The sequence below is a fragment of the Delftia sp. PX-1 genome (genome assembly GCF_055797465.1).
In genome coordinates this window covers 1125776-1143607 of sequence record NZ_CP184763.1, presented here as the reverse complement: position 1 = coordinate 1143607, position 17832 = coordinate 1125776, and the positions used below count along the sequence as shown (strand labels likewise).

The following is a 17832-nucleotide window of genomic DNA, read 5'->3' as shown; positions in this document are numbered from 1 at the left end:
TCAATCCAAAGACAAGGCTTCGCGCTGGATGACTTGGCCCCAGTCGGCCACTTCCTTGGCGATGCGCTGGCCGAACGGCGCGGGCGGCATCATCACGGGCTCGCCCTGGCTGCTGAGCACGGCGCGGATGCGTGCGTCCTGCAGCACGCCCCTGGAGGCCTCGTAGAGCCGGTTGACGATGGCCGGCGGCGTGCCCGCAGGCGCCAGCAGGCCGGCCCAGAAGGTGACGTCGAAATCGGCATAGCCGGCCTCGGCCATGGTGGGCACCTCGGGCAGTTGCTGCATGCGCCGGGGCGCGGTGACGGCCAGTGCCACGAGCTTGCCGCTGGCGATGTGGGGCAGCGCGCTCCAGGTGTCGAACTGCGTGTCCAGCTCGCCGCTGAGCACGGCCATCTGCGCCTGCGATGCGCTCTTGTAGGGCACATGCGTGGTCTTCACGCCCGTGCGGTTGCTCCAGGCCGCATAGGCCAGGTGGGCGATGTTGCCGGGGCCGGCAGAGCCGTAGCTGAGCTTGTCGGGATGGCCCTTGGCGAAGACGATCACATCCTTGGCCGAGCGGATCTGGTGCTTCTGCGCCCACTCGGGGTTGACGGTGAGGATGAAGGGCGCATCCAGCACCATGGTGATGGGCGCGAAGTCCTTGGCGCGGTAGGTGATCTTCTTGTAGATCTGGGGGTTGATGGTGATGCTGCTGGAGTTGGTGACCAGCAGGGTGTAGCCGTCGGGCGCGGCGCGCGCCACCTCGCCCACGCCGATGGCGCCGTTGGCGCCGGGCTTGTTCTCCACCACCACGGGCTGGCCCAGCGACTTGCTCAGCGGCTCGGACAGCGCACGTGCAATGGTGTCGGTGAACGAGCCTGCAGGAAAGCCGACCACGATGCGCACGGGGCGCGTGGGCCACTTGTCCTCCTGGGGGGCCTGGGCCTGGGCCGCCGTCGCGGCGCAGATGGTCAGGCACGGCGCCAGGCACAGGGCCAGGGCGGTGCGGCGCGAGGGCGCGCGCGGTTGTCTGGTTGCCATTGCTTTGTCTCCTTGGGTTTTTATGCGTTCAGGGCCGCAGGCCGAACTGCGGCGCTCCGGCCTCGCGCAGCGGCGCGGCCAGTTCCACGAATTCGCTGAGCAGGGCGCGCGTGTCGCGCGGATCGATCACCTCGTCGATGCCGAAGGCCTCGGCCGTGCGGAAGGGCGAGGTCAGGCTGCGCACGCGCTGCTCGATCTCGGCGCGCTTTTGCACGGGGTCGTCGGCGCCTTCGATCTCGGCCTTGTAGGCCACCTCCAGCCCGCCCTCGATGGGCAGCGAGCCCCAGTTGGCCGAGGGCCAGGCATAGCGGAAGTTGAAGCGGCCCATGTGCTGGTGGCCCGCCGCCGCCACGCCGTAGGCGCGGCGGATGAGGATGCTGCACCAGGGCACGGTGGCCTGGTAGACGGCGGCCAGGGCGCGCACGCCGTAGCGCATGACGCCGGCCTTCTCGGCCTCCACGCCGATCTGGAAGCCCGCGATGTCCACCAGGTTGACCACGGGCAGGTGGAAGGTCTGGGCCATGTCCACGAAGCGCGTGAACTTCTCGGCGGAGGGGCCGTCCCAGCCGCCGCCGTAGAAGTACGGGTCGCTGGCCACCACGGCCACGGGCCAGCCGTCGATGCGCGCTAGCCCCGTGACGATGGCCCGGCCCCAGTGGCGGCCCGTCTCCAGGAAGGAGCCCTCATCGACCAGGCATTCGACGATGGGCCGGATCTTGTAGACCTTGCGGCCATCACGCGGAATGGCCGACAGCAGCCATTCGTCGCGCCGCCGCGGATCGTCCTGCGGCGCGGTGCGCGCAGGCAGCTCGTACACCGACGATGGCAGGTAGGACAGGAAGCGGCGCACGCGCTCGAAGGCCTCCTGCTCGGTGGCCACCTCGTCATCGACCACGCCGTTGCGCGTGTGCACCTGGCTGCCGCCCAGCTCGTTCTTGGTCACGTTCTGGCCGATGCGCGCCACCACGGGCGGGCCGGCATTGAACAGCTGGGCGGTCTCCCTGACCATCACCGAGTAATGGCTGGAGGCCACGCGCGCCGCGCCCATGCCGGCCACCGAGCCCAGGGCCAGCGAGACCACGGGCACGGTGGACAGGTTCTGCACCACCTGGCTCCAGACCTTCATGGTGGGCACGCTGGTGTAGCCCTTGGTCTCGATGTTGCGCACCGAGCCGCCGCCGCCCGTGCCGTCCACCAGGCGCACCATGGGCAGGCGCAGGTCGTGCGCCATCTTCTCGGCAAAGATCAGCTTGTCGCCCACGGCGCCGTCGTTGGCGCCGCCGCGCACCGTGAAATCGTCGCCCACCACGACCACGGGCCGCCCGCCCACGCGTGCTCGCCCCATGATGAGGTTGGAGGGCGTGAAGTCCGTCAGCCGGCCCAGGCCGTCGTACTGGCCCGAGCCGGTGAGCGAGCCCACCTCCACGAAGGACTGCGCGTCCGTGCAGGCATCGATGCGCTCGCGCACCGTGAGCTTGCCGGCAGCCTTGTGCCGCGCCACCTTGTCCTCTCCGCCCAGTTTGGCCGCCAGTGCGCGGCGGTATGCGATCTCGTCCACTTCGGGTTGCCAGCTCATGTCGTCGTGTCTCCTTTTGCCTGTGGATATGCACAAGGCGTGCCAGAACGCAGTGCGTTGAATTCAAAGGATTTTTTCCACAGTCGATCTCCGTGTGTCCACATCAAGGACAACCTCGAAGACACGGGTCGGGCGCTGTCTTCAATGGAGACACCACGGGGACAGACCCGTGGCCTGCGCGCCGCTAGAGTGCGTTCAATCCCAGCCACTGCCCGCCATGCCCATGCCCAGCTCCCCCGACCACCGATTCGGCGTTCTCGTGTGGCGACGCGACTCGCCCGAGCCCGTGGCGCGGCTGGGCCTGGCGCAGGAGCCGCTGCTGCATGCAGCCGTCACCGAGGCCCTGGCCCGCGCGCACGGCGACGGGCACAACCCCATCGGCCATGGCCAGTTGCTGCACGTGGAAACACCGGGTCCGCGCGGCACGGTGGCCCGCCATGTGGCCGTGGTGCTGGCCGATGCCGAGGGCGAGGTCGCCCTGCTGCGCCCGGCCGACGAGGCGGCGGCGCTGTTCGACATGGTGGCCAGCGTGCCCTTCGCCTTCGCCATCCTCAACATGTTCCTGACCAACCCGTACCAGGCGATCACGGTGGCCGACCATGAAGGGCTGATGCGCTACATCAGCCCCGTGCACGAGAAGTTCTTCGGCCTGGCGCCCGGCACGGCCGCAGGCCGGCGCGCCGAGGACGTGATCCCCAACTCGCGCCTGCCCCACGTGGTGCGCAGCGGCCGGGCCGAGATCGGCGACCTGCAGCAGCTGGGGCCTGGCGTGAGCCGCATCGTCAACCGCATGCCGGTCTACGAGGGCGGCGCCGTGGTGGGCGCCGTGGGTCAGGTCAGCTTCAGCGGCGTGGAGGCACTCAACCGCATGCAGCAGCGGCTGAACCAGCTGCATGACGAGGTGCAGCACTACAAGCGCGAACTGAGCCAGTTGCGCGGCGGCACGCCCACGGCGCAGATGGTGGGCGCCAGTGCCCCCATGCAAAGGCTGGCCCGCGAGATCGACGCCGTGGCGCGGCTGGACGTGCCCGTGCTCATCCTGGGCGAGAGCGGCAGCGGCAAGGAGCTGGTGGCCCAGGCCCTGCATGCGCGCGGGCGCGATGCCGACGCGCCCCTGGTCAGCCTCAACCTCGCGGCGCTGCCGGCCACGCTGATCGAGTCCGAGCTGTTCGGCTACGAGGCCGGCGCCTTCACGGGCGGGCGCCGGCAGGGCCAGCCAGGCAAGCTGGAGCAGGCCGAGGGCGGCACCCTCTTCCTCGACGAAGTGGCCGACATTCCCATGGAGATCCAGGTCAAGCTGCTGCGCGTGCTGGAGGACCGCCAGGTGCAGCGCCTAGGCGCGCACAGCGGCCGGCAGGTGAACTTCCGCATCGTGGCCGCCACGCACCGCGACCTGCGCGGCCTCATCGACAGCGGCCGCTTCCGGCTGGACCTGTTCTACCGCCTCAGCGGCGTGGTGCTGCATGTGCCGGCCCTGCGCCAGCGCCTGGAGGACATCCCGGCCCTGGTGCAGCGCTTTGCCCAGTCGTTCTGCGAGCGCAACGGCATTGCGCTGCCCCGCATCGCGCCCGGCGTCATGCCCTACCTGGCCCGGCAGGCCTGGCCCGGCAATGTGCGCCAGCTGCGACAGCGCGTGGAAGAGGCCCTGGTGTTCTGCGACGGCCAGCTGCTGGGCGTGGACAACTTCGCGCGCCACGAGGACCCGCTGGCCGGCGCACGGCCTTCGCCCGTTGTCGAGCCCGGCCTGCCCGCCACCGGCGCCGTGGCCCCGCTCAAGGACCAGGAGCGCAACGCCATCCTCGACGCCATCGCACGCTGCGGCGGCAACAAGAAGCTGGCCGCGCAGGAGCTGGGCATCTCGCGCTCCTATCTGTACAAGGTGCTGGGCGCGGCAAACCAGGGCTGATCCCTGCGGGCCCAGGGTCTGCAGGGGAATGAAGCAGCGGGCCGGCTGTGCCGTTGCCATACTAGGCGCCCCACATCCGCCCCACATCCGCGTACCCGCCCCGTACCCGCCGCCATCGGCCTCCTGAATGCAAGACACCCGAGACGCGCTCGAACAGCGCCAGATCCCCATCTACTTCGCCGCCGTGGCCCTGGCCGCAGTTGCCGCCTGGGCGCTGCCCGGCACAGGCGTGCTGGAGCGTGCCATCAACCCCGCGCTGGCACTGATGCTCTATGTGACCTTCTTGCAGGTGCCCGTGGCCGAGCTGCGGCGCGCCTTTGGCCAGGTGCGCTTCCTGACCGCGCTGATGGTGGCCAACTTCATCGTGGTGCCGGTGCTGGTCTGGGCGCTGCTGCAGTTCCTGCCCGCCGACCCCCTGCTGCGCCTGGGCGCGCTGCTGGTGCTGCTGGCGCCCTGCATCGACTACGTGGTCACCTTCTCCCACCTGGGACGCGCCGATGCGCGCCTGCTGCTGGCGGCCACGCCGGCCCTGCTGATCGCGCAGATGCTGGCCCTGCCCGGCTACCTGGGCCTGTTCCTGGGCGACGATGCGGCGCGGCTCGTGCAGGCGGGGCCTTTCCTGCATGCGTTCGTGTGGCTGATCGCCGTGCCGCTGGCCCTGGCCGCTGCCACGCAGCTGTGGGCGGCCCGCAGCCGGCGCGGCGCCAGCGCCTCGGCATGGCTGGGCCTGCTGCCCGTGCCGGCCACCGCGCTGGTGCTGTTCGTGGTGATCGCCTCCGTGCTGCCCCAATTGGGCCCGGCCACGCAGGCCGCCTGGAGCGTGGTGCCCGTCTATGCGGCCTTTGCGGTGGCGGCGCCCGCACTGGGCTGGCTGGTGGCGCGCGCCTTCCGGCTGCCTGCGCCCGCAGGCCGCGCGGTCGCGTTCAGCGCGGGCACGCGCAATTCGCTGGTCGTGCTGCCGCTGGCCCTGGCCGTGCCCGGCGCCATTCCCGTGCTGCCGGCCGTCATCGTCACGCAGACGCTGGTGGAGCTGCTGGCCGAGCTGGCCTATGTGCGCGTGATTGCGCTGTGGGGCCGGGACCGGGAGCCGGCCCTGGCCCGCGGTCAACGCGATGACGCCGCGCCATAGGCCTGCCGCAGCTGCGCCATGTTGTCCAGCAGCGCCGTCGGCCCGGCGCTGCCCATCAGGTACCAGCCCTTGGGATCGAGGAAGACGACCTGCCCCTTGCGGCCGGCCGCCGTGGCGTGGATCCGCGCGTTGTCGAACACCTTGCGCGAAGCCATGATCTCGCCGCCGCCTGCCGCCTGGCCCGTGGCCGTGTTGCGGTCGATGACGTAGATCCACTCGGGGTCCAGCCGCGCCACATCATCGAAGCCGTAGGCGGTGCCGCGGGCTGGCAGTTGCGCGGCCGATAGCGCCGAGCGCGCGCCGAACACATCGAACAGAAAGCCGAAGCGCGATCCCGGCGCCTGCGGCAGGAGCTTGTCGTTCACGGCCATCAGCAGCAGGCCCGGCGCGGCCTGCGAGGCCTGGGCACGCAGGCCCTGCAGCTCGGCGTGGATGCGCTGCACCAGCGCACGGCCCTGCGCCTGGCGGCCGAACAGCAGCGCCAGCGTGGCGATGTTGCGTTCGATATCGGCCAGCATGTGCTTGCCGCTGACGCTCAGGTCCAGCGTGGGCGCGATGCGTCCCAGCACCTCGGCCTTGCCGGCCGAGCGCCCGCCCACGATGATCAGGTCGGGCGCCAGGCGGCTCAGCGCCTCGTAGTCGGGCTCGAACAGCCCGCCCGCCGCAGGCCGCTGCGCGAAGCTGTCCAGGTACCGGGGCAGCTGCGCCCGGGGCACGCCTGCGACCGCCGACGCGGGCACGCCCAGCGCATGCAGTGCATCCAGCGCCCCCAGGTCATAAACCACCGCGCGCCGGGGTGCGGCGGGCAGGCTGGTCATTCCCCCGGCATGCCGCACGGACAGCGGGGCCGCCGCCGCAGTCCCCAGGAACAAGGCCGGCAAGGCCAGCGCCGCCGCGCGGCGCGTGATATCGAAGGTCATGGCAAAGAATCCCAGGAAAAAATGAAAGGAGTTCCGGGCTCCGGAGGCGGGTGCCGCGCCGGGAAGCGGCGCGGCCCGATCCGCAGGCCACGGGCAGCGGCCGCCCTTGCGGCCGGGATACCTAGAACTTCACGTTCATGCCGATCCAGTAGCGCCGGCCGTCCTGCACCGTGGCGTAGTCCTCGTAGTACACGTCCTTGTCGAACAGGTTGTAGATGCCTGCGTAGAAGGTCACGTCCTTGCTGTAGTTGTAGGAGCCGCCCATGTCGAACATGGCATAGCTGCCGGCCACCCAGGTGCGCGCCGAACGGCCGCCCGTGGGCTGGCTTTCCTTGCCCCGGTAGGACAGCTTGGCCCAGCCCGCCCATTGCTGCGAAGGCTTCCAGTTCAGCGCCAGGTTGAGCATGTGGCGCGGCAGCTGGCTCAGCGGCTGCCCCGCGAACTCGCCGCTTTTTTGCTCGGACTTGGTGAAGGTGTAGCTGCTGCTCAGGTCCAGCGTGCGCGCCAGCGGGGCCTTGAACGTGGCTTCGATGCCGCGCGTGATGGCCTTGTCGATATTGACGTTGGTGGTGGGCGTGTTGCCCGAGGAATTGGCCGGTCCGCACTCGGGGCAGGCGATGCGCGTGATCTTGTCGTTGAACTCGTTGTCGAACACCGTCAGGCCTGCCGACAGGCCGGCGCCGTTGTTGTAGAGCACGCCCAGTTCCTTGCTCAGCGAGGTTTCGGGCTTCAGGTCGGGGTTGCCGTAGATGTTGCCGCCGCGGCTGGACTGGCCCCAGTCGCCCAGGGTCTGGCGCAGCGAGGGCGCGCGAAAGCCGGTGGACACGCCGCCCTTGACGGTCCATTGCGCGTCGAGGTTCCACACGCCGTACAGGCGCGGGCTCCATTGCGATCCGCCCTTGCTGTCGTGGTCGTAGCGCAGGCCGCCGGTCAGGGCGAAGTTCTCGCGCAGGCGCCACTCGTCCTCGGCGAACCAGGCGTACTGCGTGCGATCGGCCGTGGTGCGCGCCGAGCCCGGCAGCGTATTGGTCGTCGTGTCGCGCAGGTCCTGCTGGTTGTAGTACACGCCCGTGGTCAGCAGGTGCTGGCGGCCCAGCGGCGCCACCCAGCTGCTGTTGAACACCGTGTTCCTGATGGTCATGTCGCGCGACAGGTTGCGCGTTTCCTCGCGCTGCAGATAGGTGTCGGAGGAAGCCCAGCCCCAGCGGCCCTTGTGCTGCAGCGAGTAGTTCTCGCGCTCGAACTTGCGGTCGCTGGGCGCATCGGTGGGCAGCAGGGTCATGCCAGGCGACGAAACGAAGTGCTGGCGCGAAGTGCCGATCTCGGCGATCAGGTCGTGGTCCTTGCTGGGGGTCAGCGCCAGGCGCAGGTTCAGCGAACGGTTGTCGCTCTTGTTGTAGCCCTGGTAGATGCGGTCCTGGTCGCGCTTGCCGTAGTTGCCGTACAGGCTCAGGCCCAGCAGGTCGGTCTTGATCGGGCCTGACAGGTAGAAGTTGGTCTGGTAGGCATCGCCCGAGGTGGAGCGCTCCTGCAGCGTGGCGTCGGCGCGCACCGAGCCATGCCAGTTCTTCGCCACCTTGCGCGTGATGACGTTGATCACGCCGCCCATGGCGTCCGAGCCGTACAGCGAGGACATGGGGCCGCGCACCACCTCGATGCGCTCGATGGCCTCCAGCGGCGGAATCCAGCTCTGGTCCGTGCCCGTGCTGCCGTTGGTCTGGGTCTCGCGCGTGCTCATGCGCTTGCCGTCCACCAGGATCAGGGTGTAGTTGGCGCCCATGCCGCGCAACGAGATGTCGTTGGAGTTGTTGTCCGAGGGCGTGAGGATCACGCCGGGCACATCGCGCAGGGCATCGTGCAGGTTGCGGTAGGCGCCCTGCTCCAGTTCCTGGCGCGTGATCACCGAGATCGAGGCCGGCGCCTGGCTGATCTCCTGCTCGAAGCCGCTGGCCGTCACGACCAGGGTTTCCAGCGCGGCCCCGTCTGCTGCCTGGGCCAGCGCGCTGCCCGAGGCCAGCAGGCCCAGGCAGGCGCCCAGCGCGGTGCGGCGCAGGGGAACGACGGTGGAGGGAAACGAAGCACGCAGGGAGGTGCAAAGGGCGGACAGGGCAAAGCCACGGCCCGCCGCGGGGGCTGTGCAGTTGTGCATGGGAAAGCTCGCAAGAAGAATCACGGACGGTCGAACGACCGGGGTGCGCATCCGCTCTGTTGTTTTTGATGAGTGCGAATCGTTCTTATTTTATTTTCCCGCCGACAACGGCCTGGCCGACAGCAGCGCAGCTGCTGTTTTTCTTTACAAGCGGACCGATCTGTGAGCAATTCATTCAGGATGCTGAATGTTGCCTTGTTCATCAATGACATGCAGGGCCGCCAGTGCCCGGGCGCGTGCAGCGCCCGGCACGATTCACGGCGTTCCGGCGAACACGGCGGCTTTGTAAAGTTGGCCGGATGTGGCCGGCAGGCAACATCCTGATACGAAGATCAGGACCACAGCCGCCCCGCATTGGAGACCAGGAACAGCAGCAGCCCCACGGCACCGCCGACCACGGTGCCATTGATGCGGATGTACTGCAGGTCCTTGCCGATGTGCAGCTCGATCAGCTCGGACAGCTCGCGCGCATCCCAGCGCCGCACGGTGTCGGCGATGTGCTGGGCCAGGAACTGCGAGACATCGGGCGCCAGCGCCTGGGCCCAGCGCTTGAGGCGTTCGTTCATGGAGTGGCGCAGCGCCTCGTCATGCGCCAGCGACTGGCCCAGCCAGCGGCCCATGGCCGCGGTCTTGCGCGCCACCTGCGAATGCTCGTTGGCCAGGTCCGCCTGCAGCCTGGCGCGCAGGCCCAGCCACAGCGAACGCAGGTAGCCGGCCAGCTTCTCGTCGTGCAGCAGGTAGTCGCGCAGGCGCTCGGCGCGATCGGCCATGGCCGGGTCGGACTGCAGCCGGTCAATCAGCCGCTGCACGGAGGCATCGAACGCCTTGCGCATGTGGTGCCCGGGATCGCTGGCGATGTCCTGCAGCAGGCTGTCCAGCGCCCCGGCGATGGCCGTGGCACCCTTGTCGCCGAGCCAGTCCGTAGGCAGCATCTTTTCCTTGAGCGGATGCTCGCGCTTGAGCCACAGCACGATGGTCCGGGCGATCAGCACATGGGTCTCGGATTCGCGCAGCACGCCGCTGACGCGCGCCAGCACATCGTCGAGCACGGCCTGGTGGCGCCCGTCCTGGGTCAGGCCCGACAGCAGGTCCGCCGCCGCGCGCGGCAGGTCCAGATGCTCCAGCAAGGCCTTGAACGAGTGCGAAAGAAAGCGCTCCACCTGCCGGTCCTGCACCATCTCCAGCGCCGCCAGCGCCAGCCGCGCCACCTGCCGCCCCAGCAGCGTGCTGTTGGCCGGTGAGGTCAGCCAGCCTGCCAGCACGCGCGCGGGATCATGGCGCTCGATCAGCGCCACCAGCGAAGGCCCGTCCAGGAACTTGTCCCGCACGAAATTCGCCAGGTTCAGCCCGATGCGGTCCTTGTTGCGCGGAATGATGGCCGTGTGGCGCCCGACCACGGGCAGCGGAATGTGCCGGAACAGGGCAGACACCGCAAACCAGTCGGCCAGCGCGCCGACCAGCGAGGCCTCGGTCACGGCCTTGATGCAGGCCAGCCACAGCGGCACCTGCTGCCAGTGCGCTGCCGCCACCGACGAGGCCACGAAGCCCAGCGCCATGAGCAGCAGCAACGCCAGCGGCAGGCGCTTGGCCGACTTCAGTGTTTGACGTTGCTCTGGCGACAGCATGGAGCGCAGCATACGACGCCCGCCGGGCCCCGCGTGGCGATGCCTGCCGCCAATGCCTGTCAGCCAGCGCCTGACCCCGGATTGCGCGGACAATACCGGCTTTCTTCAGAACCCTCTTGCGAGAACAAGACCATGACCGACGCCAACGCATCCGCCGAGCGCCCCGCCCTGCCCGACCACCTGTCCATCGACCCGCGCAGCCCGCACCACGTGGCAGCCGTGTTCGAGCACGACATCGGCATCCGCTTCAACGGCAAGGAGCGGTTCGACGTGGAGGAGTATTGCGTGAGCGAGGGATGGATCAAGGTGCCCGCGGGCAAGACGGTGGATCGCAAGGGCAGGCCCTTGCTGATCAAGCTCAAGGGCACCGTGCAAGCCTTCTACCGCTGAGCCTTCGGACCTTGTCGCACCTCTTGCCACAGAGGTGCTACAAGGGGCGCGACAAAGGCATGCCAGGGGTGCGGCAGAGCCAGGAACCACCCAGGGCAGGCTCCGGCAAAGCCTACTGGAGCGCCTCGGCCGGCCCAAAAAACTCATACCGCACCTGCTCCTGCGGCACCCCCAGGGCCTTCAACGATTCCTTCACCGACCGCATGAACGGCCGAGGCCCCAGGAAGTAGACATCGGCATCCACGGCGGGCAGCCATTCACCCAGCTGGCGGGCGGTCAGCAGGCCCTGCGCATCGACCCCATCGTCCTCCTCCGCCCGGTCATAGCAGTAGTAACGGGTGAGCTGCGGATGCACGGCAGCCAGCGCATCCACATGCTCGCGGAAGGCATGCACCCCGCGCTCGCGTGCGCAGTGGATGAAGACCACGGGCCGCCGGGTCGGCAAGGCCGCGTCCAGCATGGGCAGGGTCGGCGTGATGCCCACGCCGCCGCTGATCAGCACCAGCGGGCGCTCGCCGGGCTGCAGCGTGAAGTGGCCTGCGGGCGGGAACAGCTGCAGCGTGTCGCCGACCCGGACCCGGTCGTGCAGGAAGTTGGAGACCTTGCCACCCGCCTCGCGCTTGACGCTGATGCGCAGGCTGCGCCCGTCTGCGGGTGCGGACAGGGAGTAGTTGCGCCGCTGCTCCTGGCCGTCCACCACCAGGCGCAGGCCGATGTACTGGCCGGGCTGGTGGGCGATCACGGGGCCGCCGTCGGCGGGCACCAGGTAGAAGGACGTGATCTCGGCGCTTTCCTGCACCTTGTCCTCGACCACGAAGGCGCGCTCGCCGCGCCAGCCGCCTTCGGCCGCCGCCGTGCGGTCATAGGCCTGGCGCTCGGCGCCGATCAGGATGTCGGCCAGCTGCTGGTAGGCGGCGCCCCAGGCGGCTATGACCTCGTCGGTGGCGATCTCGGCGCCCAGCACTTCGCGGATGGCGCGCAGCAGGCAGGTGCCGACGATGGGGTAGTGCTCGGGCTGCACCTGCAGCGCAACGTGCTTGTTGATGATCTGCGCGGGCAGGTCGCCCAGGGCGTCCAGCCGGTCGATGTGCCTGGCGTACATGAGCACGCTGTAGGCCAGGGCACGCGGCTGGGCGCCGCTTTGCTGGTGGGCCATGTTGAACAGGGCGCGCACCTCGGGGTACTCGCCCAGCATGGTTTGGTAGAAATGCGTGATCAGCGCTTCGCCGCCGGTTTCAAGCAGCGGAACGGTGGATTGGACGATGGCACGTTGGCGGTCGGTCAGCACGGAAAACTCCTTGGGTACGGGAACGGACATGCCCGGTGCGATGCCGGACATGCCTTGGCAAAGGCAAGGGCCGTGCCAGTCCCGCGACCCTTGAAGAACAAGGGCTTGGCGTTTCATGCGTCAATATGACGCTCGTCAAATCGAGTCCTTTTGACAGCCATCGCAGTCTTTATGACCACATCCACCGCCCTGCACGCCCTCACCCCCCTGGTGGCCGACCTGGCCCAGGACCTGCCCGAGCGCGAGCGCTTTCGCCGCCTGCTGGCAGCCCTGCGCGCCGTGCTGCCGGCCGATGCCGCCGCCCTGCTGCGCCTGGAAGGCGAGTGGCTGCGGCCCGTGGCCATCGATGGCCTGGTGCCCGATGCGCTGGGCCGGCGCTTTCGCATTGCCGAGCACCCGCGCTTCGCCCAGCTGCTGGCCGCGGGCCAGGCCATGCGCTTTGCGCCCGACAGCCCGCTGCCCGATCCCTATGACGGCCTGGTGGCCCAGGGCCACGGGCCGCTGGAGGTGCACGACTGCATGGGCTGCGTGCTGCAGACGGGCGGCCTGCCCTGGGGCCTGCTGACGCTGGACGCGCTGGACCCGGGGCGCTTTGCCGACCCGGCCGCGCTGGCGGCGCTGCAGGCCTTCAGCAACCTGGCGGCGGCCACCGTGACCACGGCCGAGCGGCTGCGCCGGTTGGCGCGCAGTGCGCGCGCCCTGCCCGCACCCGGCGCCGCCCCGGGGGGCGATTCATCGCGTCCGCTGATCGGCCAGAGCCCGGCCATGCGCGCGCTGCAAAAGGACATCGCCCTGGTCGCGGCCAGCGACCTCAACGTGCTGATCACGGGCGAGACCGGCACGGGCAAGGAACTGGTGGCCCAGGCCGTGCATGCCCAGTCGGCGCGCGCGGGCCGGGCGCTGGTCAGCATCAACTGCGCGGCCCTTCCCGACAACCTGGTCGAAAGCGAGCTGTTCGGCCATGTGCGCGGCGCCTTCACGGGCGCGCTGTCCGAGCGCAGCGGCAAGTTCGAGCAGGCCGACCAGGGCACGCTGTTCCTGGACGAAGTGGGCGAGCTGTCCCTGCCCGTGCAGGCCAAGCTGCTGCGCGTGCTGCAAAGCGGCCAGCTGCAGCGCCTGGGTTCGGACCGCGAGCACCATGTGGACGTGCGCGTGATCGCCGCCACCAACCGCGACCTGGCCGCCGAGGTGGCGGCAGGCCGCATGCGCGCCGATTTCTTCCACCGCCTGAGCGTCTACCCGCTGCGCGTGCCTGCGCTGCGCGAGCGCGACAGCGACGTGCTGATGCTGGCCGGCTTCTTCCTCGAGGAAAACCGTTCGCGCCTGGGCCTGGGCGGACTGCGCCTGCACCCCGCTGCGCAATCGGCCTTGCTCGCCCAGGACTGGCCCGGCAATGTCCGGGAACTGGAGCACCTCATCAGCCGCGGCGTGCTGCGGGCGCTCAGCCGTGCGCCCTCCGGCACTCCGGCCGGTGGCCGGGCGCGCATGGTCACGCTGGGGCAGGCCGATCTCCGGGATGACGCGCAGCCCCCGGCGACGGCCACCCCGACCCTGCCCGTCCCGCAGGCCGCATCGCCCGGCGCCAGCCCCCAAGGCCTGCGCAATGCCGTCGAAAGCTACGAACGCCAGCTGATCAAGGCCAGCCTGCAGCGCCACCACGGCAGCTGGGCCGCCGCCGCACGCGAACTGCAGATGGACCGCGCCAACCTGCAGCGGCTGGCGCGGCGGCTGGGACTGGCATGAGGGGTCATGCGGCCGGCCCGCCGCCTTGAGACGAAGGCTTATTTAAGTCTGCTTAACTTGGCGCTCTCGTTATTTAAGAAAAACCGCATTTGCTTAAATAAGCGTCCGAAGCCATAGTCAGCCCATGCCCGATTCCCCTACCAGCCAGCGGCTTGGCCGCTTCATCGAGACATCCGCAGCAGGCGAGAAGGTACGCGCCTTCGTGCCGCCACCGCTTCCGCCGGAGCCGGCCATCGATGTGCTCGTCCTCCTGGAAAAGCTCAGCCTTGCCGAGCGTGCGCTGGGACGGCTCGATGGCATCACCATGCTGCTGCCCCGCCAGGAGCTGTTCCTCTACATGTACGTGCGCAAGGAGGCCGTGCTTTCTTCGCAGATCGAGGGCACGCAATCGACGCTGTCGGACCTGCTGCGCTTCGAAGCCGAGGCCCAGGCGGGCCAGCCCATCGACGACATCCGCGAAGTTTCGAACTATGTGGACGCGATGATGTACGGACTGGAGCGCCTGCGGGACCTGCCGCTGTCACTGCGCCTGATCCGCGAGATGCATGGCCGGCTGCTGCAAAGCGGACGCGGCGGCACCAAGAGCCCCGGCGAGTTCCGGCGCTCGCAGAACTGGATTGGCGGCACGCGTCCAGGCAATGCCTTGTTCGTGCCGCCGCCCGTCAACGAGCTTGGCCCCTGCCTCGACGCATTTGAACGCTTCATGCACGAAGATGCTTCCCGCCTGCCCGCCCTCATCAAGGCCGGCCTGCTGCACGTGCAATTCGAGACACTGCATCCGTTCCTCGATGGCAATGGCCGCATCGGCCGCCTGCTGGTCACGCTGTACCTCTGCATCAACGGCGTGCTGAACAAGCCGCTGCTCTACCTCAGCCTATTTCTCAAGACGCACCGGGCCGAGTACTACCGGCTGCTCCAGGAAGTGCGCGAGAACGGCAATTGGGAAGCCTGGCTCGACTTCTTTCTCACCGGCGTGGCACAGACCGCGAACCAGGCCTTCGAGGCCGCCACGCATATCGTCGACCTGTTCAGGCAGGACCGCGAACGCATCGCGACCGAAGGCGAACGCGCCAGCTCCACGCTGCGCATCCACGACCTGTTCCAGCTCAACCCCTTCCTGACGTCCAACCAGCTGGTCCGGCAGACGGGACTGTCCTCGCCCACCGTCAACACGGCGCTCGCCGACTTGCAGCGCCTGGGCATCATCGAGGAAGTGACCGGCCGCAAGCGAGGCCGGGTCTTCAGCTATCAGCGCTATCTTTCCGTGCTCAACGAGGGCACGGATCCGCTACCCCGGCCGGCCTGATCCCTGGCCTCACCGCCTGAGCGACATCAGCCACCCATACCCGCTCACCAGCAGCACCCCTGCCAGCACCATCAGTGCCCCGGCCAGGAAGTTGGGCTCGATGGGCTCGCTCAGCAGCCAGGCCCCGAAGACCACGCCGAAGATGGGCGTCATGAAAGAGAACACGCCCAGGCGCGAGGCCAGGTATTGCGTGAGCAGCCAGAACCAGACCAGGAAGCTCACGAAGCAGACCAGCACGGACTGGAAGGCCAGGCCGGCCCAGGCCAGGGGCGTGGGCTCGAAGCGGGTCTGGCCCAGCAGGAAGGCGGCGGGCAGCAGCAGCGCAAAGCCGGTGGCCAGCTGGTAGAGCAGGGTCTGCGCGGCGGGCAGCGATGCCAGCCGCGTGGTGCGGATGGCCACCGTGGTGGCGCCCCAGGCCACGCCGGCGGCCAGCGCCAGCAGGTCGCCCAGCAGCATGGCGGCGCCGGCTGCCTTCGAAGGCTTGCCGCCGCCCAGGAAGGCCAGCGCAATGCCGGCAAAGGCCAGCACGATGCCCAGCCATTGCAGCGGCGCCAGGCGCTCCGAGGGCAGCTTCCAGTGCAGGCCCAGCGCCGCGAACACGGGAGCGGAATACAGGAAGACCACCACATGGGCGGCCGAGGTGTGGTTGATGCTCTCGCCCACCAGCAGGAATTCCAGCGCAAACAGCGTGCCCACGGCCAGGCCCGGGCGCCAGCTGCCGTCGCCCCACTGCACGCGCATGCCGCGCCAGCGCATGAACAGCCACACCAGCACGGCGCCCGCGCCAGAGCGCAGCGCGATCTGCAGCGTGGGCGCGATGGCATCGGCCGTGGCCTTGAGCAGGATCTGCTGCAGGCTCCAGATCAGGCACAGCATGAGCATCAGCGCGGCGGCGCGCGCGTCCAGCGGTTTGCGTGGGTCCACGACGTCTTCCTTTCAGCGACCGTGAAAAAGCCGGCCCGCAGGCCGGCTTCGCATCAGGCGGGGGATGGCCCGGCCAGCGGGCCGGCCATCACTTGATGCCCAGCAGTTCCACCTCGAAGTTCAGCGTGGCGTTGGGCGGGATCACGCTGCCCGCGCCACGGCTGCCGTAGGCGATGGAGGGCGGGCAGGTCAGCTTGGCCTTGCCGCCGACCTTCATCTTCTGCACGCCTTCGGTCCAGCAGGGAATCACGCCGGTCAGGGGGAACTCGATGGGCTGGCCACGCGTGATGGAGCTGTCGAAGTCCTTGCCCGTGTCGGGGAAGTAGCCGCGGTAGTGCACGCGCACCGTGTCGCTGGCCTTGGGGCTGGCGCCTGTGCCTTCCTTGAGGCTTTCATAGACCAGGCCGCTGGCCGTGGTGACGGGTTCGGCCGCATGGGCCGCCACGCCGGTCAGTGCGGCGAGCATCAGGCCGCAGGAGGCGGCCAGGGTGGTGAGGGTCTTGTTCATGAGGGCTCTTTCAAATCAAAAAATGCATTCAACAGCAATGCCATGCCGTGCGGCCTCAAGCGCTGACACTGCCTGAAGGCGAGACGCCGAGCAAGAGCCGCCTCGCAGCGAAGGCGTCGTCCCCTGGGGGAAGCGGCGCAGCCGCTCAGGGGGTGCCATTTACACCGATGTCGTCCAGCGCTTTGGCGATGTGGCCGACGGTGCGGTCCACGTTATGCCATTTTTCCAGGCCGAACAGGCCGATGCGGAAGGTCTTGAAGTCCGGGCCTTCGTCGCACTGCAGGGGCACGCCCGAGGCGGTCTGCAGGCCGGCTTCCATGAACTTCTTGCCGCTCTGGATGCCGGGGTCGGTGGTGTAGCTTACGACCACGCCAGGGGCCTTCCAGCCCTCGGCCGCCACGCTGGGAAAGCCGCGCGACTCCAGCAGGGCGCGCACCTTGGCGCCCAGGGCGATCTGCTCGTCGCGCACCTTGGCGAAGCCGTAGGCGCGCGTCTCCAGCATCACGTCGCGCAGGCGGACCAGGGCGTCGGTGGGCATGGTGGTGTGGTAGGCGTGCTGGCCTTTTTCGTAGCCCTCGGCGATCTGCATCCACTTCTTGAGGTCGCAGGAGAAGCTGGAGCTTTGCGTGTGCTCGATGGCTTCGCGCGCGCGCTGCGAGAGCATGACCATGGCGCAGCACGGCGAGCTGCTCCAGCCCTTTTGCGGCGCACTGATCAGCACGTCCACGCCGGTCTTTTCCATGTCCACCCACATGGCGCCCGAGGCCACGCAGTCCAGCACGAAGAGCGCACCCACCTCGTGCGCGGCATCGGCCACGGCGCGCAGGTAGCTGTCGCTGAGGATGATGCCGCTGGCCGTCTCCACATGGGGCGCGAACACGACCTTGGGCTTCTCGGTGCGGATGGCGGCGGCCACGTCCTCGGCCGCGCAAGGCGCCCAGGGGTCCTGGCTGCCCGGGCCCTGGCGGCGGGCCTTGCAGACCACGGCGCCACCGCCCAGGCCGCCTTCCTCGAAGATCTGCGTCCAGCGGTAGCTGAACCAGCCGTTGCGCACGATGAGCACCTTTTCGCGATTGGCGAACTGGCGCGCCACGGCCTCCATGCCGAAGGTGCCGCTGCCCGGCACCAGCACGGCCGTGTGGGCGTGGTAGACCTCCTGCAGCGTGGTGAGGATGTCCTGCATCACGCCCGCGAAGCGCTTGGACATGTGGTTGAGCGCGCGGTCGGTGTAGACCACCGAGAATTCGAGCAGGCCGTCGGGATCGATATCGGGCAGAAGTCCGGGCATGGGAAGGTCTCCAGAGGCAGCGGGGCCCGCTTGAGCGGGCCCGCCATCGTGTTCGTCGAA

The 17832-nt window shown here is 69.0% G+C and carries 15 protein-coding genes; 6 read left to right on the top strand and 9 right to left on the bottom strand.

Annotation, left to right across the window (positions count from 1 at the left end):
• Together ACN20X_RS05335 and ACN20X_RS05330 are read right to left on the bottom strand one after the other, a co-directional pair.
• Entirely contained in the window at positions 1-1020 is a 1020-nt protein-coding gene (locus tag ACN20X_RS05335) for a tripartite tricarboxylate transporter substrate binding protein (protein WP_061287225.1), read from the bottom strand.
• A 28-nt stretch (positions 1021-1048) separates the two neighbouring features.
• Entirely contained in the window at positions 1049-2596 is a 1548-nt protein-coding gene (locus ACN20X_RS05330; protein ID WP_017406246.1) for an acyl-CoA carboxylase subunit beta, read from the bottom strand.
• Positions 2597-2819: 223 nt separating this feature from the next.
• Here ACN20X_RS05330 and ACN20X_RS05325 point away from each other — a divergent pair, with 223 nt between their 5' ends.
• Positions 2820-4502 (top strand): sigma-54 interaction domain-containing protein, encoded by a 1683-nt coding sequence (locus ACN20X_RS05325; RefSeq protein ID WP_392456948.1) that lies wholly within the window; start codon positions 2820-2822, stop codon positions 4500-4502.
• Between the two features lie 127 nt (positions 4503-4629).
• Positions 4630-5631 (top strand): arsenic resistance protein, encoded by a 1002-nt coding sequence (locus tag ACN20X_RS05320; protein WP_473210344.1) that lies wholly within the window; start codon positions 4630-4632, stop codon positions 5629-5631.
• Here the strand turns inward: ACN20X_RS05320 and ACN20X_RS05315 are convergent.
• Together ACN20X_RS05315 and ACN20X_RS05310 are read right to left on the bottom strand one after the other, a co-directional pair.
• Positions 5607-6551, bottom strand: a complete 945-nt coding sequence (locus tag ACN20X_RS05315) for a siderophore ABC transporter substrate-binding protein (RefSeq protein WP_133072597.1) — start codon at positions 6549-6551, stop codon at positions 5607-5609. The genes ACN20X_RS05320 and ACN20X_RS05315 overlap by 25 nt on opposite strands.
• 121 nt (positions 6552-6672) lie before the next feature.
• Positions 6673-8700, bottom strand: a complete 2028-nt coding sequence (locus ACN20X_RS05310; RefSeq protein WP_133072598.1) for a ligand-gated channel protein — start codon at positions 8698-8700, stop codon at positions 6673-6675.
• Between ACN20X_RS05310 and ACN20X_RS05305 the strand changes: the two genes are divergently transcribed.
• Positions 8699-8866 carry a hypothetical protein gene (locus tag ACN20X_RS05305; protein WP_160851600.1) on the top strand — a complete coding sequence of 56 codons (168 nt, stop codon included), beginning with the start codon at positions 8699-8701 and terminating at the stop codon, positions 8864-8866. The genes ACN20X_RS05310 and ACN20X_RS05305 overlap by 2 nt on opposite strands.
• Before the next feature lie 166 nt (positions 8867-9032).
• Here the strand turns inward: ACN20X_RS05305 and ACN20X_RS05300 are convergent, their stop codons facing one another.
• On the bottom strand, positions 9033-10337 hold the full coding sequence (locus ACN20X_RS05300; RefSeq protein ID WP_016446669.1) for a DUF445 domain-containing protein: 1305 nt from the start codon (positions 10335-10337) through the stop codon (positions 9033-9035).
• Between the two features lie 120 nt (positions 10338-10457).
• On the opposite strand from ACN20X_RS05300, the gene ACN20X_RS05295 reads away from it, so the two are divergent.
• A complete protein-coding gene (locus ACN20X_RS05295) occupies positions 10458-10715 on the top strand; it encodes a DUF3297 family protein (protein WP_016446670.1) in 258 nt (85 codons plus the stop codon).
• Between the two features lie 112 nt (positions 10716-10827).
• On the opposite strand, the gene hmpA is transcribed toward ACN20X_RS05295, so the two are convergent.
• Positions 10828-12054 (bottom strand): NO-inducible flavohemoprotein, encoded by a 1227-nt coding sequence (gene hmpA / locus ACN20X_RS05290; protein ID WP_209670044.1) that lies wholly within the window; start codon positions 12052-12054, stop codon positions 10828-10830.
• Positions 12055-12174: 120 nt separating this feature from the next.
• On the opposite strand from hmpA, the gene norR reads away from it, so the two are divergent.
• The gene (gene norR / locus ACN20X_RS05285; protein WP_310036320.1) at positions 12175-13746 is read left to right on the top strand and encodes a nitric oxide reductase transcriptional regulator NorR; all 1572 of its coding nucleotides are present in this window, start codon (positions 12175-12177) and stop codon (positions 13744-13746) included.
• A gap of 124 nt (positions 13747-13870) precedes the next feature.
• The gene (locus ACN20X_RS05280; RefSeq protein ID WP_016446673.1) at positions 13871-15052 is read left to right on the top strand and encodes a Fic family protein; all 1182 of its coding nucleotides are present in this window, start codon (positions 13871-13873) and stop codon (positions 15050-15052) included.
• A 9-nt stretch (positions 15053-15061) separates the two neighbouring features.
• Here ACN20X_RS05280 and ACN20X_RS05275 read toward each other — a convergent pair whose 3' ends face one another.
• The 3 genes from ACN20X_RS05275 to ACN20X_RS05265 all read right to left on the bottom strand — a co-directional run bounded on the left by ACN20X_RS05275 (position 15062) and on the right by ACN20X_RS05265 (position 17772).
• On the bottom strand, positions 15062-15976 hold the full coding sequence (locus ACN20X_RS05275; RefSeq protein ID WP_016446674.1) for a DMT family transporter: 915 nt from the start codon (positions 15974-15976) through the stop codon (positions 15062-15064).
• 88 nt (positions 15977-16064) lie between these two features.
• Complete coding sequence (locus ACN20X_RS05270) at positions 16065-16484, bottom strand: FKBP-type peptidyl-prolyl cis-trans isomerase (RefSeq protein ID WP_016446675.1); 420 nt, start codon at positions 16482-16484, stop codon at positions 16065-16067.
• Positions 16485-16629: 145 nt separating this feature from the next.
• Positions 16630-17772, bottom strand: coding sequence for a pyridoxal-phosphate-dependent aminotransferase family protein (locus tag ACN20X_RS05265; RefSeq protein WP_016451985.1), 1143 nt, complete (start codon positions 17770-17772; stop codon positions 16630-16632).
• Positions 17773-17832 lie beyond the last annotated feature (60 nt).